The 14,186-nt window shown below is 66.0% G+C and carries 14 protein-coding genes; 5 read left to right on the top strand and 9 right to left on the bottom strand.

All coding sequences use genetic code 11. The features are described from left to right. Nucleotides 1-8: 8 nt before the first annotated feature. From ACUTR7_RS10630 to ACUTR7_RS10620, 3 genes are all read right to left on the bottom strand, one after another. Nucleotides 9-923, bottom strand: coding sequence for a LysR family transcriptional regulator (locus ACUTR7_RS10630; protein ID WP_016448094.1), 915 nt, complete (start codon nucleotides 921-923; stop codon nucleotides 9-11). A gap of 151 nt (nucleotides 924-1,074) precedes the next feature. Then, nucleotides 1,075-2,079: a tripartite tricarboxylate transporter substrate binding protein BugE gene (locus ACUTR7_RS10625; RefSeq protein WP_013802855.1), complete on the bottom strand. Its 1,005-nt coding sequence runs from the start codon at nucleotides 2,077-2,079 to the stop codon at nucleotides 1,075-1,077. A gap of 46 nt (nucleotides 2,080-2,125) precedes the next feature. Next, nucleotides 2,126-3,103, bottom strand: a complete 978-nt coding sequence (locus ACUTR7_RS10620) for an alpha/beta fold hydrolase (RefSeq protein ID WP_445608805.1) — start codon at nucleotides 3,101-3,103, stop codon at nucleotides 2,126-2,128. Nucleotides 3,104-3,235: 132 nt separating this feature from the next. Here ACUTR7_RS10620 and ACUTR7_RS10615 point away from each other — a divergent pair, with 132 nt between their 5' ends. Together ACUTR7_RS10615 and ACUTR7_RS10610 are read left to right on the top strand one after the other, a co-directional pair. Beyond that, nucleotides 3,236-4,171, top strand: a complete 936-nt coding sequence (locus tag ACUTR7_RS10615; protein ID WP_445608804.1) for a LysR family transcriptional regulator — start codon at nucleotides 3,236-3,238, stop codon at nucleotides 4,169-4,171. Nucleotides 4,172-4,623: 452 nt separating this feature from the next. After that, nucleotides 4,624-5,070 (top strand): hypothetical protein, encoded by a 447-nt coding sequence (locus ACUTR7_RS10610; RefSeq protein ID WP_445608803.1) that lies wholly within the window; start codon nucleotides 4,624-4,626, stop codon nucleotides 5,068-5,070. Between the two features lie 194 nt (nucleotides 5,071-5,264). Here ACUTR7_RS10610 and ACUTR7_RS10605 read toward each other — a convergent pair whose 3' ends face one another. Both ACUTR7_RS10605 and ACUTR7_RS10600 read right to left on the bottom strand, forming a co-directional pair. Then, complete coding sequence (locus ACUTR7_RS10605) at nucleotides 5,265-5,996, bottom strand: hypothetical protein (RefSeq protein WP_445608802.1); 732 nt, start codon at nucleotides 5,994-5,996, stop codon at nucleotides 5,265-5,267. A gap of 139 nt (nucleotides 5,997-6,135) precedes the next feature. Further along, nucleotides 6,136-6,441 (bottom strand): helix-turn-helix domain-containing protein, encoded by a 306-nt coding sequence (locus ACUTR7_RS10600; protein WP_445608801.1) that lies wholly within the window; start codon nucleotides 6,439-6,441, stop codon nucleotides 6,136-6,138. Between the two features lie 142 nt (nucleotides 6,442-6,583). Here ACUTR7_RS10600 and ACUTR7_RS10595 point away from each other — a divergent pair, with 142 nt between their 5' ends. Beyond that, entirely contained in the window at nucleotides 6,584-6,955 is a 372-nt protein-coding gene (locus ACUTR7_RS10595; RefSeq protein WP_047328120.1) for a hypothetical protein, read from the top strand. A 46-nt stretch (nucleotides 6,956-7,001) separates the two neighbouring features. Here ACUTR7_RS10595 and ACUTR7_RS10590 read toward each other — a convergent pair whose 3' ends face one another. Genes ACUTR7_RS10590 through fepB form a run of 3 tightly spaced genes read right to left on the bottom strand, consistent with a single transcriptional unit; the run spans nucleotide 7,002 to nucleotide 10,102 of the window. Further along, nucleotides 7,002-8,042: a FecCD family ABC transporter permease gene (locus ACUTR7_RS10590; RefSeq protein WP_123691479.1), complete on the bottom strand. Its 1,041-nt coding sequence runs from the start codon at nucleotides 8,040-8,042 to the stop codon at nucleotides 7,002-7,004. Next, nucleotides 8,039-9,115, bottom strand: a complete 1,077-nt coding sequence (locus tag ACUTR7_RS10585; RefSeq protein WP_445608800.1) for a FecCD family ABC transporter permease — start codon at nucleotides 9,113-9,115, stop codon at nucleotides 8,039-8,041. The genes ACUTR7_RS10590 and ACUTR7_RS10585 overlap by 4 nt, the downstream gene beginning before the upstream one ends. A 3-nt stretch (nucleotides 9,116-9,118) precedes the next feature. Continuing rightward, complete coding sequence (gene fepB / locus ACUTR7_RS10580) at nucleotides 9,119-10,102, bottom strand: Fe2+-enterobactin ABC transporter substrate-binding protein (protein WP_445608799.1); 984 nt, start codon at nucleotides 10,100-10,102, stop codon at nucleotides 9,119-9,121. A 119-nt stretch (nucleotides 10,103-10,221) separates the two neighbouring features. Here fepB and ACUTR7_RS10575 point away from each other — a divergent pair, with 119 nt between their 5' ends. After that, nucleotides 10,222-11,037 carry an ABC transporter ATP-binding protein gene (locus ACUTR7_RS10575; RefSeq protein WP_445608798.1) on the top strand — a complete coding sequence of 272 codons (816 nt, stop codon included), beginning with the start codon at nucleotides 10,222-10,224 and terminating at the stop codon, nucleotides 11,035-11,037. A 30-nt stretch (nucleotides 11,038-11,067) separates the two neighbouring features. Here ACUTR7_RS10575 and ACUTR7_RS10570 read toward each other — a convergent pair whose 3' ends face one another. Continuing rightward, entirely contained in the window at nucleotides 11,068-11,859 is a 792-nt protein-coding gene (locus ACUTR7_RS10570) for an IclR family transcriptional regulator (protein ID WP_096916011.1), read from the bottom strand. Nucleotides 11,860-12,217: 358 nt separating this feature from the next. Between ACUTR7_RS10570 and ACUTR7_RS10565 the strand changes: the two genes are divergently transcribed. Further along, nucleotides 12,218-14,167, top strand: a complete 1,950-nt coding sequence (locus tag ACUTR7_RS10565; protein ID WP_231574437.1) for a TonB-dependent receptor — start codon at nucleotides 12,218-12,220, stop codon at nucleotides 14,165-14,167. The last annotated feature ends 19 nt before the right edge of the window (nucleotides 14,168-14,186 follow it).

Genomic DNA, 14,186 nt, shown 5'->3' with positions numbered 1-14,186 from the left:
CTAAGGGCCTAAGGGCCGGACACCTCGGCCTGCTCCACGAAGCGCAGCAGGCTGGCCCTGAGGAACTCGGTCATCACCTTGACGGCATGCGAGGGCCGGCGGTCCTCGGCCGTGATGATGTACAGCCTGTCGCCCAGGCCGGACACCGTCCAGTCCGGGCACACGCGCTGCACCGCGCCCGATCGCAGCTCGTCCATCACCATGTAGTTGGGCAAGGTGGCCACGCCGCTTCCCCGGAGCATGGACTGCTTGAGGAAGGGAAAATGCTCGCTGGTGATGCAGGGCTCGCACTTGAGCGCAATCTCCTGCTGCCCCTTTTTCACCGAGACGGCATAGGTCTTGCCGTCGCCGGGCGGCGTCAGCAGCACGCCGTGGGGAATCTCGGCGGGGTCGTGGAACGGCCGCGCCTTGGCATAGGCGCTGCTGGCATACAGGCCAAAGCCCACCGGCCCCAGGTCGCGCGCCACCAGGTGCTCCTGCACGTCGCGCGCCACGCGCACGGCCACATCCACCTGGGCGCTCATGGGATCGCTCACCCGGTTGGAGAACAGCACGCGGATGCGCACCTGCGGGTGCCGCTTCTGGAAAGCCAGCAGCATGTCGGCCAGGTACAGCTCGCCCAGGCCCGTGGGAATGCTCAGCCGCACCGAGCCGGTCACCACATGCTGCAGCGCGTCGATCGCGCCCTGCGCCGCCTCCACCTCCTGGATGATGCTGCGCCCATGCTCGTACAGCACCTCGCCCGCCGCCGTCAGCAAAAAGCTGCGCGTCGTGCGGTGCAGCAGGGTCACGCCCAGCGCCGTCTCCAGCGCCTTGAGCTCCTTGCTCACCTTGGAGCGCGTGATATCGCGCTTGCGCGCCGCAGCGCTGAGGCTGCGCGCGTCCACGATCTCTACGAAATTGCGGATGAGGTTGATATCCATGGCTTGAGAGCGGCAGATCAGGCGGCCAGCCTTGTGCGCGGCCGCAGGCAACGCGCCCGGACCGCCACCCCCGGACTATGGCACCGTCACGACACCTGGCCCCGCCACCCGTGGGCACCGGGACACAGGGCTTTCCCCGGTGCCCGCCGCATCAGTCCAGGCTGATCTGCGACGAAGCGGCCACCTGCTTCCAGGTCGTCACATCCTTGAGGATCACCGCGCCGAACTGCTCCGGCGTATTGGCCACCACCGTGCCGCCCAGCTCCGCCAGGCGCTGGCGCAGTTGCGGATCGGCCAGGGCCTGCACGCTGGCCTTGTGCAGCTTGTCGCGGATGTCCTTGGGCAGGCCCTTGGGTGCCAGCAGGCCGTTCCAGGCCTGCACGGCGTAGCCGGGCACGCCGGACTCGGCAAAGGTCGGCACATCGGGCAGCTCGCTGCTGCGCTGGGCCGTGGCCACGGCCAGCGGGCGGATCTTGCCGGACTTGATGTGCGGCAGCGAAGCCGGCAGCGGCTCCCACAGCATGGACACCTGGCCGCCGATCAGATCGGTGAAGGCCGGGCCCGCGCCACGGTAGGGCACATGCATGATCTGCACGCCCGCCTTGGCCTTGAACAGCTCCATGGCCAGATGGCCCAGCCCGCCCGCGCCCGAGGACGCATACGACAGATGCCCCGGCTGCGCCTTGGCCAGCGCGATCAGCTCCTTCAGATTGGCCGCCTTGACCGAGGGATGCACGCTGAGCACGCCCGGCACCGTGATCACCTGGGTGATGGGCGTGAAATCCTTCACCGCGTCATAGGGCAGCTTGGTGTAGACGGCCGGATTCGTGCCGTGCGTGCTGGACGTGGCGCCCAGCAGCGTATAGCCGTCCGGCTTGGCATCGGCCACGAAGCGCGTGCCCAGCGATCCACCGGCACCGGCCTTGTTCTCCACGATCACCGAGGCGCCCAGCACCTTGCCCAGCTGCTGCGCGAACAGGCGGTTCACCACATCGGCCGTGCCGCCGGGCGGAAACGGAACGATCAGGCGGATGGGCTCGGCCGTGGGCCAGCCGGCATCGGCCGCCAGGGCCGACTGCGCAGGCGCCAGCGCGCCCAGGGCCAGGGCCGCCGTGGTTGCAGACAGGCTGCGGATCATGAAATTGCGGCGTTGCATGAGATTTTTCTCCTCGTTGAAATTCTTCGGGACCAGCACTCTCCAGTCACCGGCCCAGGCGCTCCAGCCAGGCCAGCACCCGGCCCAGCACCTCGTCGCCATTGGTGTCCAGCATGCAGAAATGCGAATTGCCGGTAATGCCTGCGGCCGGCAGGTCCAGCACCTCGGCGCGGCCGCCCAGGCGGCGCAGCAGCTGCCAATACACATCGGTCTGCGCGCGGTACTTCTGCCACTGCGGGCTGTGCGCGAAATGGTCGCCCCACACCGCCAGGTGCGGGATGGCCGAGGCAGGCGTGAAGGCATCCACCCCCTGTTGCTCCTGTTGCTCCTGTTGCCCCTGTTGCCCCTGCTGCACCACCGGCATGCCCGTAGGCTCCACGCCCACCACGGCGCGCACCAGGTGCGGCTTGCGGCTGGCCGCATGCGCGGCAAAGCCACCGCCCTGGCTGTGGCCTATCACCACACAGGGGCCGAACTGCTCCAGCAGCGCGTCATAGGCCGCCATGGCCATGGCCTCATGCCCCAGCCAGCGCGGCACCATCTGCCGCACCAGGGCACCAAAATTCGCATGTGGAAACCGCTGGCCAACGAAGGACTCGCCCACACCGTCGCCCGAAGGCGCGCCATGGCCTATGCGAAACAGCTGCCACGCCTCCTCGGCACTGCGGAACACGGGCGCCTCGGCATAGATCTCGGGGAACATCGCCCAGCCCGCGCGGCCGCGCTCCACGGCATCGCAGACCACCACGTCGTGGCCGGCCTCCAGCAGGCGCCACAGCCAGCCCTGGCGGCCATCGGGCGTGGACTCCCACTGCGCACCCGTCATGCCACCGCCGTGCCACAGCAGCACGGGCAGGGGGCTGCGCGGACGCGCCAGCCGGTACTCCATGGCGTACATCTGGCCCACGGCATAGCTGCCATTCATGTCCAGCGGCCGCTCGCCGCCATTGCGCACCACTTCCCTGTGCTGGATCGGCAGATCCCGCACCGTGCGCTGCGCACCGCCAATGAAATGGCTTTGCATCTTCCTGAGGCAAACTTCAGGCATAACAGGGCTTCTCTCGCATGCCGCCATGCTAGGCATGCCCCGCCTTGGTGCTGTGCCGATTGCGGCGGGGCTGTGCCGGATCAGCACAGCCCTGCACCCACCCTACCCATGCACGAACTCAACCTCAAACTGCTGCAGGACCTGCAGGCCCTGGCCGACACCGGCAGCCTCTACAAGGCCGCCGAGCGCCGCCACATTACCCACCCTGCCTTTGGCCGCCGCATCCGCGCGCTGGAGGAATGGGCGGGCACGCCCCTGGTCGAGCGCGGCCACCAGTCCACCACGCTCACGGCCGCCGGCAAGACGCTGCTGGCCTCGGCCCATGAAGTGCTGGGCATCCTGGAGCAGACCCATGGCCTGCTGCAGCGCCCCCACCGCACGCGCGATGAAACCATCACCATCGCGGCCGGCCGCACGCTGTCGCACACCGTCCTGCCGGGCATCATCACCGCCCTCAACCAGTCCATGCCCCAGCTGTGCTGGAAAGTGGTCACCACCAGCCTGGACTACGGCGTGGAAATGCTGCTGCAAGGCAAGGTGGACCTGCTCATGTGCCACGCCCAGCCCGCCATCGAAGGCAGCCTGCAGGGCCACCACCTGGCTTGGCTGCCCGTGGGCCAGGACACGCTGATCCCCGTCAGCATCCCCCTGGTCCCGCAACTGCCCAAGTACGCCCTGCCCGCCCACGGCGGCGGCCCGCTGGTGCCCTACCTGGACTACGCGCAAAGCATGTCCCTGGGCAAGATCCTGCGCAGCCACCTGCACGAGCTGTGCGACACCACGCGCCTGCGCACCGTCTACGAGGCCGACCTCGCCGACTCCCTGCACGCCATGGTCCACCAGGGCCTGGGCCTGGCCTGGCTGCCGCTCACCCTGGTCAAGACCGACCTGACCGAGGGCCGCCTGGCCCGCGCGGCCGGGCCCGACAAGGACGTGCCCATCAACGTGCGGCTCTACCGCCGGCCTGCGGCGCAGAGCAAGCCGCTCACGCGCAGGGTGTGGGCGGGGTTGGAGAATCTTTATGGGAGGAGTCAGAAGTCGTGAGGCGGGTGGGCCAGTTTGTGTGACTTGGCGGCTGCGGCCTTGCGTTGTTGAACGTCTGCAAATTTGAGCGCCGCGCGCTCTTCTTGCCCCTGCCGGGCGGTTTCTTTTAGAGGCCGGGTCTCGGCCCGGCAGCCGACTGCCCTTTCTTGATTCGCCAAGAAAGGTCAGATCAAAGAAGGCGACCCGAATGTCCGCGACCCCTTCGCTTCGCTGCGGGGCAACCTGCGTCGTGGCGGCTGCGGGGTTCGCCGTGAAACTCGTTGCGCGCTGCGCGCTTCACTCAAACATCACGGCGAGTCAGATGACGAAGCAAGCCTGTCCTTCGGCAGGCTTGCAACCCCGCAACCGCCACGACGCAGGCGCGTGCATACGGGAGGGGGAAGAGGCAGCAGGCGCAGGCAGCGGGCGCGCCCAGGACTTTCCCCTTGGCCCCGCCGCAGCCTTGAACTAGCATGGCCTGCACCGCCCCAGCCGGGGCGGATCTTCCTTGGGCATCGATGAGCTTTCCCGTTCAGATTCCGATCCGAGTCCCCTGCCCTCCGGGCGCCTGCATCTGCGAGCACGACGCCCTGCTCACCGACTCCATGGCCGACCAGCGCATCCTGCGCCTCACCAAGGAAGAGGAAAAACGCCTGCTGCAGCGGCTCGAACAGATCACCAGCCTGCAGGACCTGCGCCATGTGGAGCAGCGCATGTATGAGCAGCTTGGCATCCGCGTGCGCATCGAACCCGGCGCCAGCGAAGTGCGCACCGTGCGCGGCATACAGATCGAGGTCCTGCCCATGCGCGGGCTGTGCAGCAAGACGCGGCAGGCGATTCCTGCGGCGATTCGGCGGGGGATGGAGAGGACGCCGGAGGTGGCGTTTGAGTTGTTGGATGAGGGGGGGTTGTTTGGGTGAGGAAAAGCCTCTTGGCCGGTAGCAAATTTTCCGGGGACCCGACGGCTATCTAGACAACCCAGAACCTTAATATTGACCTACACATTTAATACATCAACAAATAGCACCCCTCAATATAAAACTCCAAATGCATATCCTATGCAGAGCCTAGGCTAGATTTCAACAACTCGAATCCAGCAGCCCATGCCAATCACTTAAGTAGGCAAATCAGTCTGGGAGGCACTCAAACCTATAGCGGTCCGCGGAAGCGTGCGCCCGCCGGAGCCGTAAGATCCGATAAGAACATCCTCTTCTATTTCCTCCAACTGATTATCAAAGAGTCTGTATTTAGTAAAACCCAGTCTCTCAATAATTAGAAATATTGCCTCCCTTGTTTGCCTTGGTAGATATTGAGATATTGAAACCACGCGATCTTCAGGTGGATTTCCCACACCAAACCAAGTGTGCGACCCAACTCCAAAATCGAGAAGTTTACGAGAAATCTCTTCTTTATCCAAGAAATTTTCATTGACTCCAAATATTACATTTAGAAGTTTACTTTCCTCCTTAATATCTTCATTCTTTGCGGCAGATTCTTTTATAAGAATTTCCAGCCTCTCTATCTGCCCCATCGCTGTAGCCAAACGTTGCTCGTCACGCGTAACAGAAATGGTCTGATTAGTCTTCTGATTTATATAAGTAGAATAGTATAAATCCTCCTGAAGCTCAGGACGAAATCTTGTCTGCAAAACAAACAGTGCAGCAAGAAAGAGAGGCACATTAAAAATTGCCGCCCATATTAAAGCGGATGCTGAAGGAAGGCTTGACTCCATACGAGCAGCAGCTATAAGGAAACAACTATCAATTGCAAGCAAGCCAACTAACCAAGCAGCCAACAACTGAATAGGCTTGGTGATATTTGTAGGTTGGATTTTTGATTCTGACATTTTTTCAGATAGAAGACTATTTTTACAAACAGGAATTCACACTCATATCATATCAAGTTCTTATGTACTTGGGATTTTCAGCGTCGCTATGGAGATTTGATCAGATTGCACAGAGCATTCTCAGCGATAACTGCATAAGCTATCCCTCACCCCCCTTGACCTGTTGCCGTACATTCTCACTTACTCGCCGATAATTTAGCAAAAGGTTAGCAATCTCATCATCCGTATCCGAATAGAAAAACGCCATCGGAACCTTGAGCACTTCCGCCAGCTTGCGCACGGTCAGCAGGTCCGGCTTGTGTTTCCCCAGCTCATAGCGATTGATCCGCGCACTCGCCACAAACGGATCGATTCCAGCTTCAATTCCCAGCATTTTTTGGGACAGGTCTGCTGCAAGCCGAGCTTGCTTAAGCCTCGCGCCCCATTGTTCATCTGCGTCTGACATCTCGTGCTTTCCAAAAGCTACGAGACTCGTAGTTATGCTGTATTCTCGATACTACGAGTTGCGTAGTTTCTAGCCTGCAGCCACGAATCGCTACGGAACGTCCTCGCCGCAGCACGGCGCTTCGACACAGGAGCAGCAACCCATGAAGCACATCCCCCCATCCCCTCCCCCCGAAAACACCCACGCCCAGAAGCTTGCAACAGCACTGCACGAAATGGACCGCTTCGTGCAGCAAGGCTGTGCCGAGGTTTCCGCCCTGGCCCAGCTGGCGCTGGCATGGCTGGAGATCCCCGAGGGCCATCAGCGGCTGGACGTGGTGGCGCAAGCGCTGGTGACCATTCGCAACAGTGCTGAATCGCTGGCGGAGTTCGCGGGCAGTGAAGCTCGGGTGATGAACTGCGAGTACGAGGACCAGGCAGAGGTGCGCCGCAGCGAGGCGGCCAAGGTGGCTGCCGAAGAGGCCGGGCATGTGTACACCGTGGTGGGGCCTGGGGTGGCGCGGGGCGTCAGGTAGTCCCGGAGGCACTGGGACTGCGCCCCGTTGCACCCTGCACGGCCGTCTATCCCTTGCGTGTGCGAAACAGCAGCCACAGCAGATACACCCCGCCCAGCAGCCCCGTCACCAACCCGATGGGCAGATGCAGGCGCACGGGCGCCCACTGGCTGAGCATGTCGGCCGCCAGCAGCAGAACGGCGCCCATGGCTGCCGCCGTGAACAGGGGTACGTCGGGCGACAGGCCCAGGCGCCTGGCCACCTGGGGCGCGGCCAGCGCGATGAAGGCGATGGGCCCCGCCGCTGCCGTGGCGATGGCGGTCAGGGCCACTGCAGCCATCACCATGGTGAGCCGCGTGCGCGGCACGTTGACGCCGAGCTGGGTGGCGGCATCGTCGCCCAGCTCCAGCAGGTTGATGCGGCGGGCGCACCACAGCACGACGGGCACGATGGCGATGAAGCCCAGCGCGGCGGGCACGACATGCGCCCAGGTCCGCGCGCTGAGCGAGCCGGCCAGCCAGCGCTGCGCGGCGACGGCCCGGTCCAGGTCCCCCATGACCAGCAAGATGGTGTTCAGGCCCGAGAGCGTGGCCCCCACGCCTATGCCCACCAGCACCAGCCGGTAGCCGCCGGCAGCACGCCGGCCCCCGGACAGCGCAAGCACGACCGCCGCCGTGGCCATGCCCGAGAGCACGGCGGCCAGCGATGTCCACAGCGGCCCGGCGTCACCCAGCACGATGAGCGCAATCGCCCCGCTGGCCGCGCCGGTGGTGAACCCGATCACGTCCGGCGAGCCCAGCGCGTTGCGGGAGATGGACTGGAAGATGGCACCCGCCATGCCAAGCGACGCGCCCACGAAGACGGCCGTGAGGACACGCGGCAGCCGCACCCGCTGCACGATGCGCTCTGCTGCGGGGTTGGAGCCCGTGCCCAGCAGGCTGTCGAGCACTTCGGCGGGGCTGAGGGACAGGGTTCCCGTGCCCAGCAGCAGCACACCCAGCACCAGGGCCAGCACGACCAGCGCCAAACCCACGGCCAGCGGCCTGGGCCGCCAGAGAAACGAACAGGCTCCCCAGCGCACAACCGATGTGTTCACGGAGGTCTTCATAGCCTGCTCAATCGGTATCTGCACGCCACCCAGACAAAGAACGGCCCGCCGATCAGGCAGGCGACGATGCCCGCAGCCACTTCGGCAGGCGCCGCGACGACGCGGCCCAGCACGTCGGCACCCAGCAGCAGCACCGCCGCGTAGAGCGCGGACAGCGGCAGTATCCAGCGGTAGTCCGGCCCGCACGAGAGGCGTGCAAGATGCGGCGCCACCAGGCCGACGAAGGCGATGGGCCCCACGGCCGCCGTGGCCGCCCCGGCCAGCAGCATGACCGCCAGGCAGGCCAGTTGCGCGGTGACGCGCACATTGACGCCCAGCGCCAGGCCCACGTCATGCCCCAGTGCCATGGCGTTGAGCTGGCCGACGATGGCCCAGGCCGCCGCCAGCCCCGCCGCCACGGCGGCCGCCAGCACGGCAGCGCTGGCATAGCCGCTGCCCTCCAGGGAGCCGGCCGCCCAGTGCCGGAAGCCGTCGAAGACTTCCGGGGGTGCGTTGAGCAGGATGATGCCGGCGCTGGAGGTGAGCATGACCGACAGGCCGGCCCCGGCCAGGACCAGGCGCACCGGGTGCGCGCCCGCGCCCCGGGACTGGCCGAACGCGAAGACGGCAGCGCCCGCCAGCCCCGCGCCGGCAAAGGCGCACCAGACGTACTGAAGCACGGACGTCAGGCCGAAGGCCGTCATGCCGATGAGCACGGCCAGCGCCGCGCCGGCGTTGACGCCCAGCAGGCCCGGCTCCGCCAGGGGATTGCGGGTGACGGCCTGCATGAGCGCGCCAGCCACGCCCAGCGCCATGCCGGCCAGGATGGCCACCACGGTGCGGGGCATGCGCAGCAGGCTGACGATCAGGTGCTGGTCATCACGCAGGTTCGGAGCCCGCAGCGCGCCGAGGATGTCGGCCAGCGCAATGTCGCGCGAGCCGACGGTGATGCCGAGCACGGCGATGATGGCCAGCGCCAGCAGCCCGCCTGCAAGGCCCAGCCAACGCCTGCAGTGCAGGGAGGACCGCGAACAGGACCGCAAACAGGAGCGCTGGGCAGGCCGCGCCACCGCGCCTTGGAGCCGTGCACGCATGGCTCAGCGGAAATGGCTTGCCACGGCGTCGACCATCTGCTGCCCCGAGTAGTAGTCGATGCGAAACGAGGTCGGGCCCAGCGGATAGACGCGCCGGCCGGCAACGGCGGGCAGGTTGGCCAGCAGCGGATCGTCCAGGAAGGCCTGCACATCGCCCTGCGAGGCGCCGAGCAGGAAGACGGAGTCGCCGGTGATGGCGGCCGAGAGATTCTCGCGGGAGATGAATTCGAAGTCCGAGGCGCGTGTGACCTGGGCGGCCAGCGCGGGCGGCAGGCCCTCCACCTTGAAGCCCAGTGCGGCCAGCAGCCGCGCATGGGGGCTGGCGGCGCGGCCTATGGAGTAGCTGCCGGCCAGGTTGTAGGCGACGATGCTGACGGGCTGGGCCGGTGGCGTTATGGAGGCGGCGGTCTGCGCCACATGGGCATCGAAGCGGGCAATGGCTGCGGCGGCCTGCTTCGCATGGCCGGTGATGCGGCCCAGCTCGGTGGCGATGTCCTGCCAGGACTGGCTGGAGTAGTCGACCACGACCATGGGCACGCCCTGCGCCTGCAGTTCGGTGCGGTGCTGGGCCACGCTGTCGGCCCCGGTGGCGGAGGCCACCAGCAGGTCGGGGCTGGCGCCGATGGCGGCCTCGATGTCGAATTGCAGGTTGCGGTAGAGCACCTGCACGCCGCGCTTGTCGGCAACCGCGGCCCATTGCGAGAAAAAGCCCTTGTCGTCGGTCATGCGGCTGGGCGTGGTCGCGGCGGTCGCAACGACCGGCGCATCGATGGCCAGCAGGATGCCGGTCACGCTGGGCGAGGTGGAGACGATGCGCCGGGGCAGCGGTGCATGGTCTGCGTGTGCTGCAGCCGGCGCATCCGATGTATCCGGCGTATGCGGTGCGGCGCCCGCCACGGGAACGGCGGCGCGTGGAAACCATGCGAAACAGGCCAGCACGGCCAGTGCGGCGGCCGCGCCCAGGGCGGCAAGTTTGAGTCTGTTCATCTCGATCCGAAGCGACGGGGCCGGGCGCCAGGGCGGCGTCTTCAGCGTATTCCGTATTGTAGAATTCATTCCACATTGCAAACACCGAAGGACCTATCGATTGTGGGAAATGACCGGCCATGACGCAGCGCCTGAGTGCTGATGCGGTGACGCTGCGCTACGGCGAGCGCACGATTTCGCAGGGCCTGTCCCTTGCCATTCCCGATGGCTCCTTCACCGTCATCGTGGGGCCGAACGCCTGCGGCAAGTCCACCCTGCTGCGCGCGCTGTCGCGGCTGCTGGTGCCGGTGGCCGGGCAGGTCATCCTGGATGGCCGGCACATCTCGCAATTTCCCGCCAAGGAGGTGGCGCGGCGCCTGGGCCTGCTGCCGCAAAGCGCGATGGCGCCCGATGGCATCACGGTGGCGGACCTGGTGGCGCGGGGGCGCTACCCCCATCAATCCTTCCTGAGGCAGTGGACGGACGCGGATGAGCAGGCCGTGGCCGAGGCCATGCAGGCCACCGATGTGGCAGCGCTGTCCGACCGCCTGCTGGACGAGCTGTCAGGCGGCCAGCGCCAGCGGGTGTGGATTGCGATGGTGCTGGCGCAGCAGACGCCGATCCTGCTGCTGGACGAGCCCACGACGTTCCTGGACATCGCCCACCAGATCGAGCTGATGGAGCTGCTGGCGGATCTCAACGACGCCGGCCGCACGGTGGTTGCGGTGCTGCACGACCTCAACCAGGCCTGCCGCTATGCCTCGCACCTGATCGCCATGCGCGACGGGCGCATTGCCGCGCAAGGCGCGCCCGGGGCGATCTTCACGGAGCAGTTGGTGCAGGAGGTGTTCGGCCTGCCGGCCGTGATCATTGCGGACCCCGTGTCGGGGACACCCCTGGTGGTGCCCAGGCGGCGCAGGGCCGTGGATGCCGTGGAGCGCGCCGCAGGGAACTGAGGCGCCCGGCCATTGTTCCCGGCGCGGCTTTCAAGGCGAATCTGCGCTGAAGGCCCGCCCGCCCGTGGACTGGTTGATCAGGCTGGCCTCGCGGAACAGCGCGACCCGGTCTTCCGGTGATTTGAGCTGGCCCAGGTCCGAGACGGTGGTGACCGCGCAGACGATTTCATGCTGCGCATCGAACACCGGCGCCGCCTGGCCCGTGACGTTGGACAGCAGGTGGCTGGTCATCTCGGACCAGCAGCGCTCGCGCACTTCGTCGAGCACGGCCTTGGCCGGCGGCTTGCCACGAAAATGGGCGGGCTGCTGGCGCCGTGCGGCGTCGATGGTGGCCTTGGGCAGGAAGGCCTGGAACACCAGGCCGCAGGCGGTGTTGTCTATGGGCAGGATGTCGCCCAGCGCCAGCGGGTTGATCGAGAAGTAGGCGCTGCGGTACCAGCGCACCAGGGTGGGCCCCCGGTCGGTCCAGATGGCCACGCCGCCGCTGAGCGCATGGCTGTGCGTCAGCGCCTTCATGCGCTGCGCCGCAATCTCCACCGCATCCACACGCTTGAGCGCGCCAATGCCGATGCTCAGCGCCGCGCTGCCCAGGTCATACAGGCCGCTGGCCGGGTCCTGCTTGGCCAGGCCTTCCTTGACGAGGCTTTGCAGGTAGCGGTGGGCCGTGGAGCCCCCCGTTCCCGTTCGCCGGGCCACCTCGCCCAGCGCCAGCTCGCTTTCGGCATTGGCCAGGACCATGAGAAACCGGGTGGCGATGGAGACGGACTGGATGGTGCCGGAGCGCTTCTCGCCGGCTGTCGTCTGAGGTGTTGTTGTTTTCAAGGGCTGGGCTTTCTTGCCTGTACCAGGCGCATCGCAGGTGGGGGCGCAGGCGCCGCCGGTGTCGATGATACCGGCTCTGCCGAAGGCTCTGCACGGGTGCGCGTGCACCGTTTCGCCGCTGTTTCTTTCTTCCGCATGTGGGAATGCGTTCCCTACTGCGGAATTTCAATGCATGATGGCGACCTTTGAAAAATACGAATCATTCTCATCAAAGGAAGATGCTGTGAAGCTGTGTTTCCATCGCAGGCTCCCGTCCCGGGCGGGCGCCATCGCACTCTCTACCCTGATGGCGCCGGCCGGCGCCTTTGCACAGGGCGCGTCGGGTTCCGGGGGGGAATCCAACGCGCTTGAAGCGGTCGTGGTCAGCGGAGAAAAGGTCAGGCGCGAACTCAAGGACACGGCCTCCTCCGTGTCGGTCAAGGCCGGCAAGGACCTGGCCCGGCAGGAGTCCGGCAATGCCTCGGTCCACGAGGTGCTGCACGACGTGCCCAACGTGGTCTACACCGACACGGTGGGCGCGCCCATCATCCGCGGGCAGGACACGCAGGGCCCCAACAACGGCCAGAACGTCTTCTGGGGCGGCACGGTGCCGCGCGCCACCATCAACCTGGACGGGCACTACCTCAACTACAACGAGATGTTCTTCGGCGCGACCTCGGTCTGGGATGTGGAGAGCATTGAGGTGTTCCGCGGCCCGCAGACCACCTCGCAGGGCGCCAATGCCATTGCGGGCGCCATCGTCGTGAACACCAAGGACCCCAGCTTCAAGCGCGAAGGGGCCTACCAGCTGGAGGCGGGCGACTACCACTCGCGGCGTGCGTCCATCGCCGTCTCCGGCCCCGTGGGCGAGGAGCTGGCCGCGCGGCTGGCCGTGGACTACTCGGGGCGCGATACCTTCATCGACTACACCAATCCGCAGTTCCAGCGGGGCCAGGCCGATCAGGATTTCCGCGCGCTGAACGCACGCATGAAGTTCCTGTGGCTGCCCAGCCGCATTCCGGGCCTGGAGGCCAAGTTCACCTATTCCCACAACGACAGCAACCGTCCCAGCCAGGAGGCAGCGTCCGCTCCGTTCAACGCGCTGGAGCACTGGACGACGACCATGCCCAGCTGGAAGCAGAAGACCGACACCGGCATCCTCGACCTCAGCTACGAGCTGGGCAACGGCGTGCGGCTGGTCAACCAGTCCCAGTATTCGCGCTCGTCCGTGCAGCGCTACACGGGCATCCCCGGCGAGGGCGATGCCGATATCCGCCAGAACAATGTCTCCAATGAGTTCCGCGCCCTGGTGGGCAGCGACAAGGACCGCCTGAGCGGCTTCGGCGGCGTCTACTACGCGCGCACCGGCACGGACGAAAGCCTGCTGCTGCGCGGCCTGTCCGCCTTCGACGACACGAAGAAGAACCTGGGCGTCTTCGGCGAGCTGAACTGGCGCCTGGCCGACCGCTGGACCCTGACCAGCGGCCTGCGCTACCAGCAGGACGAGGTGGTGCGCACCGGCACTTCGGTGCTGGCACCCACCGCCCTCGACTACACGAAAACCTTCTCGGCCCTGCTGCCCAAGCTGTCCCTGGCCTATGCCGCCACACCGCGCTGGACCGTGGGCGCGCTGGTCAGCCGGGGCTACAACCCGGGCGGTGTGTCGCTGAACCTCACCAGCCGGCAATGGGCGTACTTCAAGAAGGAGTCGATCTGGAACTACGAGCTGTTCAGCCGCGCCAGCCTGCTCGATGACCGGCTGATGCTCAACACCAACCTGTTCTACATGGACATGCGGGATGCGCAGTACAACATCCCCGTGGTCATCTCCCCGGGCGTGGCCCAGTCCTACACCATCAACGCGGAGAAGGCCCATGCCTACGGCTTCGAGCTGGGCGCCGACTACCGCGCGCTGGACAACCTGCGGATCAAGGCCGGCGTGGGCGTGCTGCGCACCCGCATCGAGGAGATGGGCAGCAACCCCGGCTACGAGCACAACCGCTTCGCCCGCTCGCCCGGCTACAACCTGAGCCTGGGCGTGAGCTGGGACGCCAGCCCCCGGTTCAATGTCTCCGGCCAGGTGCGCCACCTGGACGGCTACTACTCCGATACCGCCAACACCCGCGCCTATGCGGTGGGCTCCAACACCATCGCCGACCTGCGCATGACCTATGCCTACAGCGCGCGCGTGCAGCTGTACGGCTACATCAAGAACGTCTTCGACAGGCGCGCACCGACGTACCTGCAGCAAAACCGCGGCATTGGCGGCATCGAGGCCAGCATGACCGCGCCGCGCATGATCGGCGTGGGCGTGCGCGGAACGTTCTGAGATGGGAATGACAGCAGAC

This window comes from Delftia sp. NA_296.1, from assembly GCF_052692095.1.
Note: the sequence above shows the minus strand (reverse complement) of the source record. Positions and strands in the feature narration are given on the sequence as shown.

Excerpts from the sequence above, each read along its gene's own strand:
- ACUTR7_RS10630 (WP_016448094.1), bottom strand. The coding sequence starts at position 923 with ATGGATATCAACCTCATCCGCAATTTCGTAGAGATCGTGGACGCGCGC.
- ACUTR7_RS10625 (WP_013802855.1), bottom strand. The coding sequence starts at position 2,079 with ATGCAACGCCGCAATTTCATGATCCGCAGCCTGTCTGCAACCACGGCG.
- ACUTR7_RS10620 (WP_445608805.1), bottom strand. The coding sequence starts at position 3,103 with ATGCAAAGCCATTTCATTGGCGGTGCGCAGCGCACGGTGCGGGATCTG.
- ACUTR7_RS10615 (WP_445608804.1), top strand. The coding sequence starts at position 3,236 with ATGCACGAACTCAACCTCAAACTGCTGCAGGACCTGCAGGCCCTGGCC.
- ACUTR7_RS10610 (WP_445608803.1), top strand. The coding sequence starts at position 4,624 with ATGGCCTGCACCGCCCCAGCCGGGGCGGATCTTCCTTGGGCATCGATG.
- ACUTR7_RS10605 (WP_445608802.1), bottom strand. The coding sequence starts at position 5,996 with ATGTCAGAATCAAAAATCCAACCTACAAATATCACCAAGCCTATTCAG.
- ACUTR7_RS10600 (WP_445608801.1), bottom strand. The coding sequence starts at position 6,441 with ATGTCAGACGCAGATGAACAATGGGGCGCGAGGCTTAAGCAAGCTCGG.
- ACUTR7_RS10595 (WP_047328120.1), top strand. The coding sequence starts at position 6,584 with ATGAAGCACATCCCCCCATCCCCTCCCCCCGAAAACACCCACGCCCAG.
- ACUTR7_RS10590 (WP_123691479.1), bottom strand. The coding sequence starts at position 8,042 with ATGAAGACCTCCGTGAACACATCGGTTGTGCGCTGGGGAGCCTGTTCG.
- ACUTR7_RS10585 (WP_445608800.1), bottom strand. The coding sequence starts at position 9,115 with ATGCGTGCACGGCTCCAAGGCGCGGTGGCGCGGCCTGCCCAGCGCTCC.
- fepB (WP_445608799.1), bottom strand. The coding sequence starts at position 10,102 with ATGAACAGACTCAAACTTGCCGCCCTGGGCGCGGCCGCCGCACTGGCC.
- ACUTR7_RS10575 (WP_445608798.1), top strand. The coding sequence starts at position 10,222 with ATGACGCAGCGCCTGAGTGCTGATGCGGTGACGCTGCGCTACGGCGAG.